This window comes from Roseobacter sp. TSBP12 (assembly GCF_009129705.1).
Taxonomy (GTDB): domain Bacteria; phylum Pseudomonadota; class Alphaproteobacteria; order Rhodobacterales; family Rhodobacteraceae; genus Celeribacter; species Celeribacter baekdonensis_A.
The window spans coordinates 40110-56738 of the sequence record NZ_PYIB01000062.1; the positions used below are offsets into that span (position 1 = coordinate 40110).

General features: G+C 58.0%; 16 protein-coding genes and 1 tRNA gene. 5 read left to right on the forward strand and 12 right to left on the reverse strand.

Features of this window, described 5'->3' with window-relative positions:
* Positions 1-480: 480 nt before the first annotated feature.
* From C8029_RS18570 to C8029_RS18580, 3 genes are all read right to left on the reverse strand, one after another.
* On the reverse strand, positions 481-2529 hold the full coding sequence (locus C8029_RS18570; RefSeq protein WP_193217689.1) for a DEAD/DEAH box helicase: 2049 nt from the start codon (positions 2527-2529) through the stop codon (positions 481-483).
* 234 nt (positions 2530-2763) lie between these two features.
* Positions 2764-4599: a dihydroxy-acid dehydratase gene (gene ilvD, locus C8029_RS18575; RefSeq protein ID WP_152003475.1), complete on the reverse strand. Its 1836-nt coding sequence runs from the start codon at positions 4597-4599 to the stop codon at positions 2764-2766.
* 114 nt (positions 4600-4713) lie between these two features.
* Positions 4714-5772: a LacI family DNA-binding transcriptional regulator gene (locus C8029_RS18580; protein ID WP_009570491.1), complete on the reverse strand. Its 1059-nt coding sequence runs from the start codon at positions 5770-5772 to the stop codon at positions 4714-4716.
* A 363-nt stretch (positions 5773-6135) separates the two neighbouring features.
* On the opposite strand from C8029_RS18580, the gene C8029_RS18585 reads away from it, so the two are divergent.
* The 4 genes from C8029_RS18585 (at position 6136) to C8029_RS18600 (ending at position 9885) form a co-directional block, all read left to right on the forward strand.
* Positions 6136-6212, forward strand: a tRNA-Arg gene (locus tag C8029_RS18585).
* A gap of 278 nt (positions 6213-6490) precedes the next feature.
* Positions 6491-7591 (forward strand): helix-turn-helix domain-containing protein, encoded by a 1101-nt coding sequence (locus tag C8029_RS18590; protein ID WP_152003476.1) that lies wholly within the window; start codon positions 6491-6493, stop codon positions 7589-7591.
* A gap of 237 nt (positions 7592-7828) precedes the next feature.
* Positions 7829-9235: a hypothetical protein gene (locus C8029_RS18595; protein WP_152003477.1), complete on the forward strand. Its 1407-nt coding sequence runs from the start codon at positions 7829-7831 to the stop codon at positions 9233-9235.
* Positions 9232-9885, forward strand: a complete 654-nt coding sequence (locus C8029_RS18600; protein ID WP_152003478.1) for a hypothetical protein — start codon at positions 9232-9234, stop codon at positions 9883-9885. The genes C8029_RS18595 and C8029_RS18600 overlap by 4 nt, the downstream gene beginning before the upstream one ends.
* 122 nt (positions 9886-10007) lie before the next feature.
* Here C8029_RS18600 and C8029_RS18605 read toward each other — a convergent pair whose 3' ends face one another.
* Positions 10008-10790, reverse strand: a complete 783-nt coding sequence (locus C8029_RS18605; RefSeq protein ID WP_152003479.1) for a hypothetical protein — start codon at positions 10788-10790, stop codon at positions 10008-10010.
* 30 nt (positions 10791-10820) lie between these two features.
* On the opposite strand from C8029_RS18605, the gene C8029_RS18610 reads away from it, so the two are divergent.
* A protein-coding gene (locus tag C8029_RS18610) for an IS5 family transposase (RefSeq protein ID WP_152003480.1) occupies positions 10821-11578 on the forward strand; the annotation gives its coding sequence in 2 pieces (ribosomal slippage) (positions 10821-11145 and positions 11145-11578; 759 coding nt in all).
* On the opposite strand, the gene C8029_RS23045 is transcribed toward C8029_RS18610, so the two are convergent.
* The 8 genes from C8029_RS23045 to C8029_RS18640 form a co-directional block, all read right to left on the reverse strand.
* Positions 11562-12161: a S8 family serine peptidase gene (locus C8029_RS23045; RefSeq protein WP_226946399.1), complete on the reverse strand. Its 600-nt coding sequence runs from the start codon at positions 12159-12161 to the stop codon at positions 11562-11564. The genes C8029_RS18610 and C8029_RS23045 overlap by 17 nt on opposite strands.
* The gene (locus tag C8029_RS22555; protein ID WP_226946393.1) at positions 12056-13282 is read right to left on the reverse strand and encodes a S8/S53 family peptidase; all 1227 of its coding nucleotides are present in this window, start codon (positions 13280-13282) and stop codon (positions 12056-12058) included. The genes C8029_RS23045 and C8029_RS22555 overlap by 106 nt, the downstream gene beginning before the upstream one ends.
* Before the next feature lie 142 nt (positions 13283-13424).
* On the reverse strand, positions 13425-14435 hold the full coding sequence (locus C8029_RS18620; protein ID WP_152003481.1) for an AAA family ATPase: 1011 nt from the start codon (positions 14433-14435) through the stop codon (positions 13425-13427).
* A 649-nt stretch (positions 14436-15084) separates the two neighbouring features.
* Positions 15085-15324, reverse strand: coding sequence for a hypothetical protein (locus tag C8029_RS18625; protein ID WP_152003482.1), 240 nt, complete (start codon positions 15322-15324; stop codon positions 15085-15087).
* A complete protein-coding gene (locus C8029_RS18630; RefSeq protein ID WP_152003483.1) occupies positions 15321-15548 on the reverse strand; it encodes a hypothetical protein in 228 nt (75 codons plus the stop codon). The genes C8029_RS18625 and C8029_RS18630 overlap by 4 nt, the downstream gene beginning before the upstream one ends.
* A 5-nt stretch (positions 15549-15553) precedes the next feature.
* The gene (locus C8029_RS18635; protein WP_152003484.1) at positions 15554-16120 is read right to left on the reverse strand and encodes a metallophosphoesterase; all 567 of its coding nucleotides are present in this window, start codon (positions 16118-16120) and stop codon (positions 15554-15556) included.
* A gap of 28 nt (positions 16121-16148) precedes the next feature.
* A complete protein-coding gene (locus tag C8029_RS22125; RefSeq protein WP_193217690.1) occupies positions 16149-16322 on the reverse strand; it encodes a hypothetical protein in 174 nt (57 codons plus the stop codon).
* Between the two features lie 10 nt (positions 16323-16332).
* Positions 16333-16629 carry a hypothetical protein gene (locus C8029_RS18640; protein WP_152003485.1) on the reverse strand — a complete coding sequence of 99 codons (297 nt, stop codon included), beginning with the start codon at positions 16627-16629 and terminating at the stop codon, positions 16333-16335.

A 16629-nucleotide genomic window follows, 5' to 3' on the forward strand; every position in this document is an offset into this window, starting at 1 on the left:
TGGGTGACGCGAGGCCGGGAGGTAACGGCAGCGGCTCACTCTCTGCAAACGATATGCCGCGTGCTGAATTCACGTCAGCGGCATTTACGCATGGCTTAGAGAACCGTTAGGCCAGCGTGCGCTGAACGATGCGCGGCAGACAGAGTTGATCCGGCAGGCCTGAACCGACAGTGGTACAGTCTATGGCTATCGCAAGCTGACCGATATTATCTAAGTCAAGACCCACGAGGGCTGGCCGTATCTATCGGTCGCGATCGATCTGTTCTACAAACCGAAACGCAAGCACACCAACACGGTAGGCTCTCACCCGTTGACGATGAAATCAAACAACAGAGAATGGACGAGGCAGGCGTCTGGGATACTAGGGGCACCACATACCACCCTTATTTGATGAATTTGCTCCATAATGCCGTTTCGCCCGCCAAGCATGGCCTCTGTGATGTTCTCATCCCCGCTATGAGAGCTCCAAAATTTGCCTAGTTAACTTTTCTGCCGTTTCGGCGTGGCAAACCCGCCACCCTGCACAGCTTTCCCCTTGCCCGGTTTCGCGCCAGCCGTTTTGGGTTTACCTCCCGGCTTGCCAGTCTTAGCGGCATATTTGGCTGCGGGTTTGCCACCATAGGTTTTTCCAGATGTATCCCCCGCGCCCTTAGCCCGCTTGGGGGCTGCGCTCGGTTTTCCGGTCGGTTTCGGAGCGCGCTCCGTGCGGGGTTTGGCCGCCTGATGCGCTTCGTCCAATTCGCGGCGTGTCTTCGGAATGCCCGCATTCTTATGACGCGGCTTTTTGAACTCCCGAGGCGCATCGGAACCATAGGCGCCCTCTTTGCGTGGAGCGTCAAAATCCTTGCGGGGGGGGGTGTCGTAGTCACGACGCGGAGCAGTGTCCACATCCCGACGAGGCGGCTTCGCATCCGAACGCGGGCCGGAGTTGCTGCGCGGCGCGGTGGCGGAAAATGTCGGCGGACCCGCGAGTTGACGGGCAACGACGCCTTCTTCAAGTTCACCACTGCCACCAAGAGTTGATAAAAATCCTGCGAGGCTGCTCTCTTTGATCTCGACAAAGCTTTCAGATTGCTGAATGCGGATCGCGCCAATGTCGTCTTTCGTCAGGTTGCCAGAGCGACACAACAGCGGCAAAAGCCAGCGCGGCTCGGCGCGATCATCGCGGCCAACCGAAACGGAAAACCAGACACTCGGACCAAACGGTTTGCGCTCGCGCGGATCAGGGCGCGCATCTGGCGGTGTCAGGTCCTCAGGCGCGGATTGACGCGCGCGGAACAGGCGCAAATAAGCGGCTGCAATCTGCTCTGGCGAATGCAACTCCAAGAGCTTGGCGGCAAAGGCGCTATGCTCCTCGGTCATCTCCTCAGACCAAACCGGATCCGCCAAAAGCCGCTCTTCGTCGCGCTGGTTGATGTCATCGGCGGACGGCGGGGTGGTCCACTCGGCCTGAATTTTCGCAAATTTCAAAAGCTGTTCGGCTTTGCGGATCGAGCGTGGCGGAATGATCAGCGCAGAAATGCCCTTGCGACCGGCGCGACCTGTCCGGCCAGAACGGTGCAATAGCCCCTCGGCGTTGGTCGGCAAATCGGCATGAATCACCAAATCAAGCCCCGGCAAGTCAATGCCGCGGGCCGCAACATCTGTGGCAACACAGACTTTCGCCCGCCCGTCCCGCATCGCCTGCAACGCATGGGTGCGCTCATTCTGGCTCAATTCGCCAGACAAGGTCACAACCGAAAAGCCACGGTTGGCAAGACGTGCGGTCAGATGATTGACGGCAACGCGGGTGTTGGCGAACACAATCGCGTTTTGCGCATCGTGAAAACGCAGAAGGTTAAAAATCGCGTTTTCCGAGTCGCTTTGCGCCACACGCAAGGCTTGGTAGCTGATGTCGGCGTGTTGGGTCGTGTTCGATTGGGTGCTGACACGCACAGCATCGCGCTGAAATTGCTTCGCCAATTTGGCGATCATCGGCGGAACGGTGGCCGAGAACAACAGAGTGCGGCGGTCTGCGGGCGCTTCGCCCAACATGAACTCAAGGTCTTCGCGGAAGCCAAGATCAAGCATTTCATCGGCTTCGTCCAAAACGATGGCGCGCAGTCCGGTCATGTCCAAAGAACCGCGCTGAATGTGATCGCGCAAACGGCCCGGCGTGCCGACGACGATATGGGCGCCACGTTCCAATTTGCGACGCTCATCGCGCATGTCCATACCGCCCACACAAGACGCCATCCGCGCCCCGGCTTTGGCATAGAGCCATTCAAGTTCGCGCATGACCTGAAAGGCCAATTCGCGGGTCGGAGCCACAACCAATGCAAGCGGGGATGAGGCGGGTTCAAGGCGGTCACTGTCGCCCATCAGAGTGTGCGCAATCGCTAGGCCAAAGCCAACGGTTTTGCCCGAACCGGTCTGTGCAGACACCAAAAGGTCGGCGTCTTGAAGTTCGGGGGCGTTCACAGCCTCCTGGACCGCAGTCAGCGTGTCATAGCCGCGTTCCGCGAGTGCATCGGAAAGTGTTTTAATCATGTAATAAGGTCTATCCGTGAGGGGGTCATCGCGGCACATGCCGCTATCCTGCGTCTTTGACTACAGAAGTCGGCACCATTACCGACAGTTTGCCCGGATGTATACAGCCATTCCGGCGAAAAATCTCTAAAATAAGGGGAGCGGATGTGTTCAAGGCCTGTGCGGACCTCACATCTCGGCGTAAAGACGCCGCCCCAAAGGACGGCGTTTTCACATCTGATCGTTCCGCTTGGCTTACTCGGGCAAAATCCGAACGCCACCCTTGTCAGCCGCAGAGGCAAACAGGGCATAGGCTTTGAGCGCGGTGGAGACAGCACGCGGGCGCACCTCGGCAGGGCCCCAAGGCAGCGGGCCTTTGGCAACGCGGCGCTTTTCGATCTCATCAGAGTCGACTTTCAACTCAATCGTGCGGTTCGGGATGTCGATCTCGATCACATCACCGGTTTCGACCAGACCGATCAAGCCGCCCTCTTCGGCTTCCGGGCTGACGTGGCCAATGGACAGGCCGGAGGTGCCGCCCGAGAAACGACCATCGGTCAACAAAGCGCATTTTTTGCCCAGGCCTTTGGATTTCAAATAGGACGTCGGGTAGAGCATTTCCTGCATCCCCGGACCACCGCGCGGGCCTTCGTAGCGGATCACAACGATGTCACCAGCCTCAACCTGGCGGGTCAGAATGGCGTTGACCGAGTCGTCCTGGGAATCAAACACGCGGGCTTTGCCGGTGAATTTGAGGATGGAGTCATCGACCCCTGCCGTTTTCACGATACAGCCCCGTTCGGCGATATTGCCGAACAAAACGGCCAAGCCACCGTCTTTGGAAAACGCATGTTCGACGGAGCGGATCACGCCGTTTTCGCGGTCGGTGTCGAGTTCTTTGTAGCGGTTCTCAGTAGAAAACGCCTGTGTCGTGCGCACACCACCCGGCGCCGCCTTGAACAGGCTTTCGGCTTCGGGATTGTTGGCAACAGAAATGTCCCATTTGGCAATGGCCGCGGCCATCGTGTCGGAATGCACGGTGCGCGCATCGCCATGCAGCAAGCCGCCACGGTACATCTGACCGAGGATGGAGAAGATGCCGCCAGCGCGATGGACGTCTTCCATATGCACGTTCGGCACGGAGGGCGCGACTTTGCACAGCACCGGCACCTTGCGGGACAAGCGGTCAATGTCGTCCATCGTGAAGTTCACGCCGCCCTCATAGGCGATGGCCAACAGGTGTAGAACGGTGTTGGTCGATCCGCCCATGGCGATGTCGAGGGACATGGCGTTTTCAAAGGCTTCAAAGGTCGCGATGTCACGCGGTAGCAGGCCCGGAACCTCGTCCTCGTAATGCTTTTTGGTGATCTCAACGATCTTGCGACCGGCTTCCAAAAAGAGGTGTTTGCGATCCGCATGTGTCGCCAAAGTCGACCCGTTGCCCGGCAGTGCCAAACCCAGAGCCTCGGCCAGACAGTTCATCGAGTTGGCGGTGAACATGCCAGAACACGACCCGCAGGTCGGACAGGCGGCGCGTTCAATCGCATCAACCTGTTCGTCGGTGTATTTGTCATCGGCCGCCGACACCATCGCATCCACGAGGTCGAGCTTTTGCACGATGTCACCATCTTGCACTTTGCCCGCTTCCATCGGGCCACCGGAAACGAAAATCACCGGGATGTTAAGGCGCATTGCGGCCATCATCATACCGGGGGTGATTTTATCGCAGTTGGAGATACAGACCATCGCATCGGCACAATGGGCGTTGACCATATATTCGACCGAATCCGCGATCAGTTCACGCGAAGGCAGGGAATAAAGCATCCCGTCATGGCCCATGGCGATGCCGTCGTCGACCGCAATGGTGTTGAATTCTTTCGCCACGCCGCCCGCATTTTCAATCTCGCGCGCCACCATTTGACCAAGGTCTTTGAGGTGAACGTGACCCGGTACGAACTGGGTAAACGAGTTCACCACGGCGATGATCGGCTTGCCGAAATCGCTATCGGTCATGCCAGTTGCGCGCCAGAGGCCGCGGGCGCCGGCCATGTTCCGGCCATGTGTGGAGCGGCGGGATTTATAATGGGGCATAGTGTTGGTTCTCAATCTGTGACGTCGGTTTAGTCCGCAAAAAGCGGCGGGTCTGATGCTCCATACGGCTTTCGGAGCCTCATTTCCAGTCTGGATGATGTGGCGCTTACGGGTTTAAAGCGGCTTTTTCTTGCGTTTCAACGTGTCGCCAAACTCAAGAGAGGGCTCAAGCGTGATGATTTCGCCGCCCGGTGCATCGGGATTTTCGACACGTTTGGCGATAATTTCCGCCGCCGCACGCCCGACCTCAACACGGCACGCATCCATCGTCGCCAGTTTGCGCGGCAAACCATCGAGGAACTCAATGCCATTAAAGCCCGCCAGCCCAATCTCGCCCGGCACATCAATGCCGTTGTCGAGGCAATACAAAAGCCCGCCTGCGCCAATCATGTCATTGGAATAATAGAGGAAATCCAAAGGCTCTTCTTGGTTGCGCTGCAACATCGCCTCGGTCATTTCGCGGCCTTTGGCCAAGGCCGAGCCGCCAGAATAAAACTCGCTATCGGCAATTTCCAACCCGGCTTTCGCCAAGATTTCGGTGAACCCTTCAAACCGTTTGCGCGCCCGGTGATCGAGCGGCATTTTGGTCCCCAGAAAGCCGATCCGTTTGTACCCGGCATCAATGATCGCCTGCGCCATTTTGCGGCCCGCGCGGCGGTGCGAAATGCCCACGGCGGAATCAATCGGTTCGCCATCCGTGTCCATGATCTCGACAATCGGGATGCCAGCGGCCCCCATCATTGCTTTCGCCGCTTCGGTGTGTTCAAGCCCTGCGATGATCACGCCCGAAGGCCGCCAAGACAGCATCTGATACAGCACCGTCTCTTCGCGTTCGGGTTTGTAATTCGTCACGCCCACAACCGGCTGCAATTCGGTGTCATCCAAGATCTGTGAAATGCCGGTCATCACCTCGGGAAACACCATGTTTGACATCGACGGGATGATCACAGCCACGAGGTTCACGCGGGAAGACGCCAAAGCGCCGGCGATTTTATTGGGCACATAGCCAAGCGCGCGTGCAGCCTCCAATACTTTGCTGCGTGTGGCTTCCGACACATCGCCGCGGTTGCGCAAAACCCGGCTGACGGTCATCTCGGAAACCCCGGAAGCTTCTGACACGTCGCGCAACGTCAGCGGTCTCTTGGAAGGTGTTTTCCCTGAACCCTGCGACATAATCTTAGCCTCCTGTAAAATTTTAAATTTCCACCACTCTACAATATAAATCGCCCTTGTCCACGCGTTGCAACATGTATATGTTAACGCTAACAGATTTGCCCAACACAGTGATACTTCTGCTGAAGTGTCACGAAAATTTGGCAAAACACATCCGAATTGCCCTGCATGCTCTCTAACTGTCAGTGCTGTTTCGGATTTCAAAGGGGGGAGTGGTGGGCCAAATTCGCTTCCCCCTTTTTTCATGTTCCCAGCAAGACATTCGCACCACTACAGGCCATAACTCCAGCCGATCATCCTCGACAAAACCCGAGCTTCGCTCTTGTGCCACAGACCCCTCACCCGCTACACACCTAGTCGTGTGGTCCCGTGGCTCAACTGGATAGAGCAGCCCCCTCCTAAGGGGCAGGTTGCAGGTTCGAATCCTGCCGGGGTCACCAAATTATTATTTAAAATCAAATGATTGCCAGATTTACCTTGAAGCTTCATGCAGCAGTTTGCATGATTTTTCGGTCCGTTTCGCACGGAATCCCGCCTTCGCCTGTACAAAACCGGTACAGCTTGCGGCTCATCTAGCATTCGCCATCTGGTGCGCGCCAAATGAAAACCCCGGTTCGGCGGCAACCGAAACCGGGGTCAAAGTTCATGTGAAAGCATCCGACTTTCCCGACTCTTATAGCATCACCAGAGAGATGGCGTCCAGAAAAGAGGTGCGGCCATGACGCAGCACCTCACACATGGCGGTCTGCCGAGTGGTATGACGCGCTGGCAGTTCTTCGGGTTGATCAAAAAGGCACGGCGTCAGCTGGGTCTCAGCAACGGGGCCGTCTCCTATCTCGAAGTCGCGATCTCCAACACAATGGATGAAGATTACTTTGCTGGCCGGATTTGCAGCTTCTGGACCTCGGTCACGAAGATTTCGGCTCAGGCGGGAGTGGACAGGCGACAGGTGGCGCGCATCGAGGCTGATCTGATCCGGCGGGGGCTATTGGCAAAAACCGCCTCGGACCACAGTCGGCGCGATGGTTCCCGAAGGAACGGCAAGATCAGCAGTGAATTCGGGATCAACCTCGCTCCGCTGATCGCCCGCGCCACAGAGATTCAGGTTGCGGCTCGAAAAGCTGCGTTTGAAGAGGAGGAGGCAAATCGACTGTGCCGCCGGATCAAAAAGCTGTTCGGCGACATTCGCAGGCTGTGCCTCAAAGATGCGGTGGAGGCCGCCGAAGGAATCCTGCCGAACCGCCGTCCTTCAACCATTCAAAACTTCGAACGCCTGAAGCAGGTGGCCGAAGCGCTGGAAGCGGTCTGGGAAGATTTTTCTGCGGAAGACGGTAGGGGTGAAAAGTCCCACCAGTGCGACATTTCACCCGCACCCAATACAAGTAAAGAAAATATCAATAAAACCTGTAGGGTTGAGAAACGGCATGACGCTCAGCCGATCCGCACAACGCCCGCCCAGGTAACGCTGCTGGCGAGCGAGCCGCTGCGAGAGATCATCGAGTTTTATTGGAGCGCGCTAGACAACCGTGGCGCACTCAGTCCGCGAACGATCCAGACGGCAGCGAAGGAGCGGGCCGATCAGCTTGGGGTAAACTCCAGCGTCTGGGAACGACATTGCAGAGTGTTGGGAGAGGAACGGACGGCACTCTGCCTCATGATCGCGGATCGCAACTCAGAACGTCTGGATGGTTATCGGGTTCGGGATGCCGCCGCCGCGTTCATCGGCATGGCACGATCAGAAGCGCGTCAGGGCGCTGTCATCAACAGCCTGCTCGGGGAGCTGATCGGCACTGTGGGAGGGCTGAGAAATGACGCTTAATGCACCGCTTCCACAGGTTCCCCTTACACACGAAGCCCCCTTCGCAACATCAGACCGCGCGCCCACCACACGGCTGGCGCGGGCTGGGGTTGCAGCCGCCGCTGGCGGCTTCGGTCCCGGTGGGACCGGCGGCGCAGCCGCTTGGCGGGGTTCAGGGGGGCAGCGCCCTGGCCGACATGTTGCTTGCAACATAATAGTCGGTCCATATTGTGTTTCTTATCAAACTAGGGGGCTGTGATGTCCGGTCCCCAATTCATGCACCTTCAGTCCTATTCACGCAAAGCCAATGAGGGTGGGCAGTCTGTTGAACAGGTGCTCGCCGAGGCCTCCCGTGCTCCGGAGTACAGCAAGCATGTGTCCGATCCACGCCCACCCTCTCTCGTCTATGGCGTGAGCGTTGACGAGGTCCGCAAGCTGCACGACGAAATGGTCGCCGCCGGTGGCGTCGAAGTTACCCTGAAGGACGGTCGAACGGCGCGGCGCGGTATCCGTAAAGACCGGCACACGCTGATGACGGCTGTTGCATCGCACCCCTTACCGACCGATCTTGTGAACAGGAAACCCGACGCCCGCGCCGATTACGAACTCTGGCGCGACCACAACCTTGCCTGGCTCAAGGCGCAGTTTGGCGACAAGCTGGTGTCCGTGATCGAACATTCGGACGAAAAGCACCCCCACATTCACGCCTATATTCTGCCGCTTGAGGATCCGACCTGTTCGGCGCGCCAGCTCAACCCGGCATGGCAGGCCAAAGAGGAGGCGATGGAGGTTGCCCGTGCCGCCGGTCATGATGACAAGGCCGCGCTGAAATTGGGCAATGCTGCCTACCGCGCGAGGGCGCGGGAATTGCAGGACCACTACTATGAGCATGTCAGTCTGGCCTCTGGCTTGACCCGAACTGGCCCGAAACGCGAACGTCTCAGCCGCCAGCAATGGAAGGCGCGGAAGGACGCAGCAAAGCTGACAGCCCGGATTTGCCAGGAAATCGACGGGCGGCTGGAAGATGTCGTTGACGCGGAAGATGGCCTAGAGCGATCGCTGGCCGCCAAGGCGGAGGAGATCGCGGAAAAGCTTGATTTGGCGGATCAGGCGTTGGAAGAGGCGGAAGCGGATCGTGCTGAGATGCAGCGTCTGCGCGAGCAGGCCGCACTGGATGCCCAGAATGCCGATGCTCGTATCCAGCAAGAGCTTGACCAAAAGCGGGAGGAGCTGGAGGCCCTGCATCGGCAACAGCGCGAAGCGGATCGCGCCGATCTCCATCGCGCGCGGCAGGAGGCCGAACGGGAAGCCCGCCGCCTGCGTGATGCACAGGCACAGATCAACCAGGATCAGGTCGAAACGCTGCGCGAAGCTGCGCAAGAGGCCGCGCGCGTTGTTTTGGAGCTGTTTCTTGGGGTGCTTGATGGTTCGGTGCGTCCAGACCCAGCCGACCCAAGAATTTGGATCATTCGGGATGATGATCTTCGCGAGCGGGCGAAGAAGCTCGACCTGATAGAGTTGATCAAAGACACGATGAAAGTTCTGCACGACGCCTGGACGCAATTCACCGAGGGGCTGTCGTCGCCGGAACAAGAAGTGGTGTCCGAACAGATTGCGGAGCCTGTGAAGGCAGCGTTACCCCAAGAGCCGGGCAATCAACCATGAATGAACTCGATGAACGTCTTGCGAGGATACGGCGACAAAAAACAGAAGCCCGCACCACGGCTGCGGATGATTTTACGCAGTTGAAGGAGGGGTTGGCCGAGGCCCAGAACAAGCTCGCGGAGGTGGACGCCGCCCGGCAAACCCTGTCTGAGGCCGTCGAAACCGATAGCCACCGGATCGCGGGCCTTCGCCGCCGGGTGACTTTTGGTGTCGTTCTGGTCGCCCTCGTCGCGGCTTTGGTACTGGCGCTGACCGGAGCAGTCGCCAGCCGCATGGTCGATGCAGCGCGAACCGAGGCTTTTCGCATCCGCACCGAGAACGCCCAGGAGATTGCAGAGGCGCGCGCCGAAGGCGAAGCCGCTTTGCAGGCTCTCTCAGATCAGCTGGCAAGCCGTGAGGCCGCGCTTTCCGCCGAGTTCGAGGCGATGGGTGCCGATTTGGCGCAGCTCGGTGCCGACCGAGATTCCGCCCGCGCAGATCTTGAACGTTTTGCAGAACTGCGACGGCAAATCGGCTTCGATCTGGTGCCCTATCGTGATCGTGTGGTGATCGTGGTGCCGCAAGGCGAAACCATCACCCGCTGGAGCGCCCCAGGCCTGTCGGACATGGCCCGCTACAACGGGCGGATGTTTCGGGTTGTGCGCAACTGAGTCCGCCCTTGGATAGAGGAACTCTACTCCTTTTCCCACAGTGATGTGATCAATCCAGACGATCTCCAGCGTGAAGATCGCATTCTACCGGCTGTATTAATGGCATTACGAGTTGGCAATTGCTAACCGCCGGGATTTCGGATGCCGACGCGCAGTCTCTCTTGGACCTCCGCATGGACATCCAGATCTGCTTCACTCTCAACCTCAAGTGTGACGGCCAAAGCAAACCGAATGTCGTCATCCGGGCTAAGTCCGCCGCCTGATCCATCGCGACATTGAACCCTGATCGGTAGTACCTTGTCGCCACCAAAGTTGGGTACTGTTGCTCCGTTATGGATCATCCTGTGAGACCACACAGTGCCGCGCTTGATGATGTTCTTGTTCAGTTGGCCAACTTTCAAATCCAGCGCCCATCCGTCATCGTCGACCAGTCCACCAAATAGATCGTGGCTATGTGCAACTGCTTCAAGAAGAGCCAGGCGATAGCGGGCACGCGTCGCAAGAACCGGCGAAAACCATGCAATCGTTACCAGCATCGACCGCCCGACACGTTCTCCCGCAAGCGATGGCGGCATAGGTACATCGAAGATGGCAGCTTGGTCTTTTCGTAGTGTTCCTGTTCCGACAAGCGTTGCACCGTAGTCAGGTGCTTCCCGCATCAAGGCATCGTTGAGCATGCCATGCCCATAGTATCTACAGACTTCCTCTCGTGCTTGGCTATGGTTTCCGTTGAGGCGGACCATCTCTCTTTGATACCTCGTGATCGCCGCCTCTGGCCATCTTGAGGCGTTGACACTTAAGGCTTTCGCGATGAGAGCCTGATCTCGCGTGGTCAGATCGATCCCGTCATATGGACCATCGGTTTCACTTAGGGTCAGGATGCATTGATTTCGCGCGAACAGCATGATTCACGGCTTCGAAAACGGAGCGGTGACATGAGCGATCTCTTCTGGCTGACCGATGCGCAGATGGCACGGCTGGCCCCTTTCTTCCCCAAGCCTCATGGTAAGCCTCGGGTCGATGATAGGCGGGTTTTGAGCGGGATTATCTTCATCAATCGCAATGGCTTGCGTTGGCGGGATGCGCCGAAGGAGTATGGTCCGCATAAGACGCTCTACAGCCGGTGGAAGCGGTGGAGCGAGAAAGGCATCTTCGCGCGGATGATGGCCGGGCTGGCGGCGGAACACGGCGAGAAGACGACCGTGATGATCGACGCAACATACCTGAAAGCCCACCGAACGGCGACCAGCATGGCCGCCAAAAAGGGGGGCGTGGTCGTCTGATCGGTCGAACCAAAGGCGGCATGAACACCAAGCTGCACGCCATCTGCGACAGTCAGGGACGACCGATCGACCTGTTCGTCACCGCCGGACAGGTCAGCGATTACATCGGCGCACGCGCATTGCTCAGCGGCCTACCAAACGTCAAATGGCTGCTCGGGGATCGTGGCTATGACGCTGACTGGTTCAGAGAAGCGTTGCAGGACAAGGGGATACGCGCCTGTATCCCAGGCCGAAAGAAACGCAAGAAGCCGGTCAAATACGACAAGCGCCGCTACAAACGGCGCAATCGCATCGAGATCATGTTCGGAAGGCTCAAGGACTGGAGGCGTGTGGCCACCCGATATGACCGGTGCCCGAAGGTCTTCCTTTCGGCCATCGCACTCGCCGCCCTCGTCATCTACTGGTTATGAATCCTGACCCTAGAGCGGATACCGCAAAAAGAGACGCGCGTGATGCCATTGCGTTTGCGCAACTTGTCCCGCGAGTCCTATAAACCGACGGATTGCCACGTTGAACGGTTGCGACATTCAAACCGGTTCTTTGTGTTTGCCCCAACACGCTCAATCGAACATGATTCGCTCCAGGCATCGCCCTGACTTCATGCTCCCCTGACAACGCAAGAAAATCGGGCTTGATGGATCGGAACGCACCAAGGCCAACAGCAGAAGAAAGGGCGGGGGTGACTTCACCATCCGCGTGAACCGGAATTACCCCAGCTTGGATTGGTGATGTCGGGGTGGTCTCGTCAAGTGAGGCAGCACCCACTGTGATGACGTTCATTGCCTCAGCCGGTGCCATCAACGTCCGCTGGTGTCTCGCATTGCGTTGCGCCGTTTCGATGTGGCCGCAGCGCTCTTCAGGCGTCGCGTCCTCAAACGCAGTTGTGGTTATGTTCGTGACGGCCAGATCCTCGGCAACATTGCCTGCAGAGACATGAAAAAGAATGCCCTGCTGATCAGCCCACCAATCCAGCAGTCTGGCAAGAGAACTGATCCGGCCCGCAAAGTGCGCACCCTTGATACCAATCGAGAAATTGACCAGATATGCATCTGGCGCAAGCGCGTTTTCCCCAAGAAATGCCCTTGCAAGGCAACATGAACAACGTCGACAAACAGCCGGTCGTTGGGAGAGACCGCGCCGCGCTCTTGATCGACCAGAACCGGTATGGCCAGAACACGCCCGTTCGGGATAGGGGCACCGTCTGCATGAAGATCGCCGCGTAGCATCAGTGACGCCATCGAGGTTGCATGTCGTCGATGCGCAACTTGCGAAAGTCTCACGATGTCATGCACGTCTTCTATAACCACGCCGCCGTCGAGCGCTGGATGACCAGCAATGGGTGTTCCGTCCAGCAGAACAGCTTTGATGGGCGCTTCCACATCAAAGGGGCGTAGATCCCCAAATGAAAGTTTAGGCTCATCGTCAGTTAAATCTGGCTGCGACTGGCCGATAGTCTGCGGAAGAACAAATTGCAGGCCTTCAATCGATGCGAGCCCATTTGGAGCGAAGGGGTTTGCCAGCATCTCGCGCACGGCTAGGCTGGGCATTTCAACCAAGACGGCCTCGTAGATAAAGCCAGCCTCGCTGATCGATCTGGCGTCGACGATTCTCCCACCGAAGGATTCCACGCGAGCTCTGGTATCAGCCAGCCATCTTGCTCTTTGGCCTGCGTTTGCAGTCGGCCATATCTCCAGCTCAAGGTGAATAGAAGCGTTGTCGTCCTCAGACAGTCGATAGCTCAACTCAGAGCGCGCTTCCGGCGTAAGGCGATCCTGCGGTCCCCATACTCGAATGTCGGCCAGCATGCCAAAAAGATTCCACCAAGGCGCGAGGCCACGTTTGGCTTTTTCGCCGCGTTGGTAGGCTTTCCACATCTGCAGGAGTTTGCGCAAATCCGCATCCGAGGGCATGGTTGCGTAGAGCGTAGGCTGTGCATTCTCAATGTTTTCGTCAACCAGCTCTTCAGGGATTTCGTAGTCGTCATCAATCCTGTCTTCTATGAGCAGCTCAAAGCCAATCTTTGCAGCGGCCTTTTGAAAGTTTTGGATTGGAAGAATGGCTTCAAAGACCAAGGCCCGCTCCGGCGCGATGCCAGCTGGGTCCTGGCGCAGCAAGAAGTCCGGGTTCTCGCCTCGAAACGCCTCTTCGAGTCGCGTGAATTGCCCACCCAGTCGTGCACCTTGCCCTTGGCGACCCACGCCTTTTGGTCGTCTGCGTTTATCCTGCCTAGCCTTTAGCCGATTAGAAATGCTCGGGTTAGGCAGCCGCAGGATCGGTCGATCTGTCATCTCCAGTCACACTTCCATGCTGAGGGGCCCAGGCCCCAATACGGTCCTTGACCAATGTACGGAATGTGACGCTGCCTTGTGCAAGTGCGCGGCGACGGTGAATATCCATAAAGAAGTCGTCTGCTTCAGAAATGTTTTTGGGGCTTATCGCAGCCCTTAGGCGCTTTGCCGTATATCCGAAATTGTCATCGAACTCCTTCATGCGGAGTGCAAAATAGTCGGTCATCTGATCGTCACTCGGCTTAGCAAGCTCCAGCTTGATCTCAAATCGACGCCAGGCTGCGCGATCGAGCAATTCAGGGTGATTGGTCGCACCAACAAGCACACAGTAAGATGGTAAATCATCCAGTTGCATCAGTAGCGTCGTCACAACGCGCTTGATTTCTCCGGTTTCATGGAGGTCACCGCGTTCCTTGCCCAAGGCGTCAAATTCATCGAAAAACAGAACACACGGCTCAGTTTTCACAAAATCGAACATACGTCTCAGACGAGTTGCCGTGTCTCCAAGGTAGCTTGTAATGATCGCATCATAGCGCACGACAAAAAGCGGAAGTGCCAGTTCGTAGGCAAGGCTTTCGGCAAGCGAGGTTTTCCCGTTGCCCGGTGGACCAACAAGCAAGACCCGATGCCTTGGCTCAAGACCATGAGCGCGAAGTACATCAGCTCTAAGTTGCTCTTCAATCAACTCACCACAGGCCGACCGGACCTTCTTCTCCAAGAACAGCTCTGTAATCGGCCTGTCTGGTTCACGTCGTTGAATGCCGCCTCCATCCCGCAGGCGGGTGGCTGGCTGTGGCATGCGCCCGTTTGCACCGGGTTTAGGAATGACTGTCAGCGCCTTGGCAATGCGGTCGGCAACGCCGGTGTGTTTCTTCAAGCGCTCATCAGCCGCGATTGCCTCGGCCGTAACGCGCACTGAATCTGCGTCACCTGCAACGCCAGCTTTCACAAGATCGATGATGAGGTCACTTCGTGCCATGGCTATCCCAGTTTTCGCGCCGGTACGGTGCTTCGCCTGAATCATAGCCGGATTGGGCGAAATGTCACCCGATTTATGTGATATCGGACGGATCTGTCGAAAAACGCACGGAAGAGCGCGATCACGAGATGAGTGCGTCGGAGTTCCTGCGTAGCATTGTGCCACCTTTACAGCGATCTCGCGTCGCGCGAACGATCTTTGCACACACCAGCAAAGACATAAGGATGGATGTCGCCTTGAAGGATACGGCACCGCAGCATTGTCGATCATTTCGAACCGCTGAAACGGGCCGGGCGTAGGGCCAAGCGAAGCGTGGTCGGTCGACTAGCCCGCGCCGGTGATCCCGATCCTTTGGCGATCTATCGAGTTTTGAACCAGAGATACCCAATCCCGAGAGGGGCGATAAAAAGTGCCAACTCCCAGAGAAAGCGGTTCACAATGTACTTCACCATAAACAGGTACCACAAGGCTCATGGCCACCCCGCCTTCCCCTGCCTTGTGGAGGGCGATGTCACGCGGGGCCAGGGTGACAACGGGAGCCGGAAAATCCACATGAGCGAGACGCCAAGGATCGAGCGATTGTGGGGTTTCCGGCGGGGTGCGGAGATTGCCGGGCCTATTCTCCGCATCTGATGCGGAGATTAGCGGATCACTCCACGCCTTCTGCCGTGCCTGGTTGCTTCTCGAAAACCCGCCCGAGGTTCTTGTAGCCCAGGCTGTCGACCGTGATGTTGCCACACGCGCAAGACGCCATGCCCTTGGTCGCCCCTTTCGGCGCTTTGGCTGCGTAGTGCCAGCTTTCCGCAATGGTGCCGCAGAGCGTGCATTTCATGCGGAATGGATTGTTGTTGCCGCGATGCGTCGGGCGGTGCTCAGGGTTGAGGGTCATTTGCGCATCAACTCGGGACACTCTTTCGGGTCGAAAGGGTGCTTACCGTCCTTGTCGGCACGCCAAGGGTCGCCGAACTGCTTTTCGTGAGGCACGTCAGCTACCGTCAGGTCGATCTGCTTCAGGGCGCGGCGTGCACGGCGGTGTTCGGTGGTCTTGAACGCCTTGTCGCTCGGGGCTTTTGTCACGCCGATGATCGGGGTTTTGCGGTGAGAACGGGACATTTGGATTACCTCGCTTTCGCCCGTGGCTCTGCATCCTGCCAGTGCCTGTTTGGCGGCAGGCTGCGGGCGCGGGCGGCGGCTTCGCGGGCGTTGACGGGGGCATAGTCCCAGACTTCGACGCCGACATTCACCGCATTGGACGAGCCGCGCCAGTTACCGTGAACATGGCCGAAGAAATGCAGCGCGCCTTTACGGGCGTGGTTCCAGGTGATCATCGGATAATGGCAGAGCGTGACCGGGCGTTCAGCTTCGGGGTCCGGCACCTCGGCAATGGGCGTGATGCTGTTCCAGGGTAGGGCCAGTGTCGGGGCAAGGTCGTGATTGCCGGTGATCAGGTGTTTGCGCGCGCCGGGAAGCTGCCCGAAGAGGCCGAGCAGCCAGCCTTCATCCTTTGCCTTCGGGCCAAAGGCGAAATCCCCGACGATCCAGAGATCGTCTTCAGGGCCGACACGGCTCCACATCCGCTCGATCATGGTCGCGTCCATATGTGCGATGCTGCGGAAGGGCCGCTCGGCATGAGCCAAAATCGCTTCATGCCCGAAATGCGGGTCCGCCGTGTACCAATGTGCCATCACTCAACCTTGCGCGGCGGCCTGCCGCTCATGGCGCGCCGTTTATGAAATCCTCGGCGGCCTTGTTGTATGCATCGCATTTCTTCACGAGGTCGATCAATTCCTGAAAGCGGGCCTCTTCAGCCTCGGATCGGTCGCGCTTTGCCAATGCGACCAGTTCTTGACGCCGTTCTCTGCACGCCGGTGTATCATACCAAGCCATAGAGGCCTCCTCATTCCTTACGGTGCCAAAGCTGGTTGGAAAGGTCGACTTTCCGCCCCATCACCAGAAAGGCGGCTCCGATCACGGCGAAAGGCACCGCCCACCAATTGATCCCCTTGCCGTCCACGAAGGCGAGGAACAGTCCGACCAGCGCAAGGCCGATACTCAGGCCATAGAACTTCAGGCGGCTCATCCATGCCGGGGTGAGGTCTTTGACAGCCCCGCAGTGCCCGCAGACGGTCGCGCGGGCGTCCAGCTCGGTGTAGCAGAACGGACAGGTTTGGGTTTCTGCTGTGGCGTCTGTCAT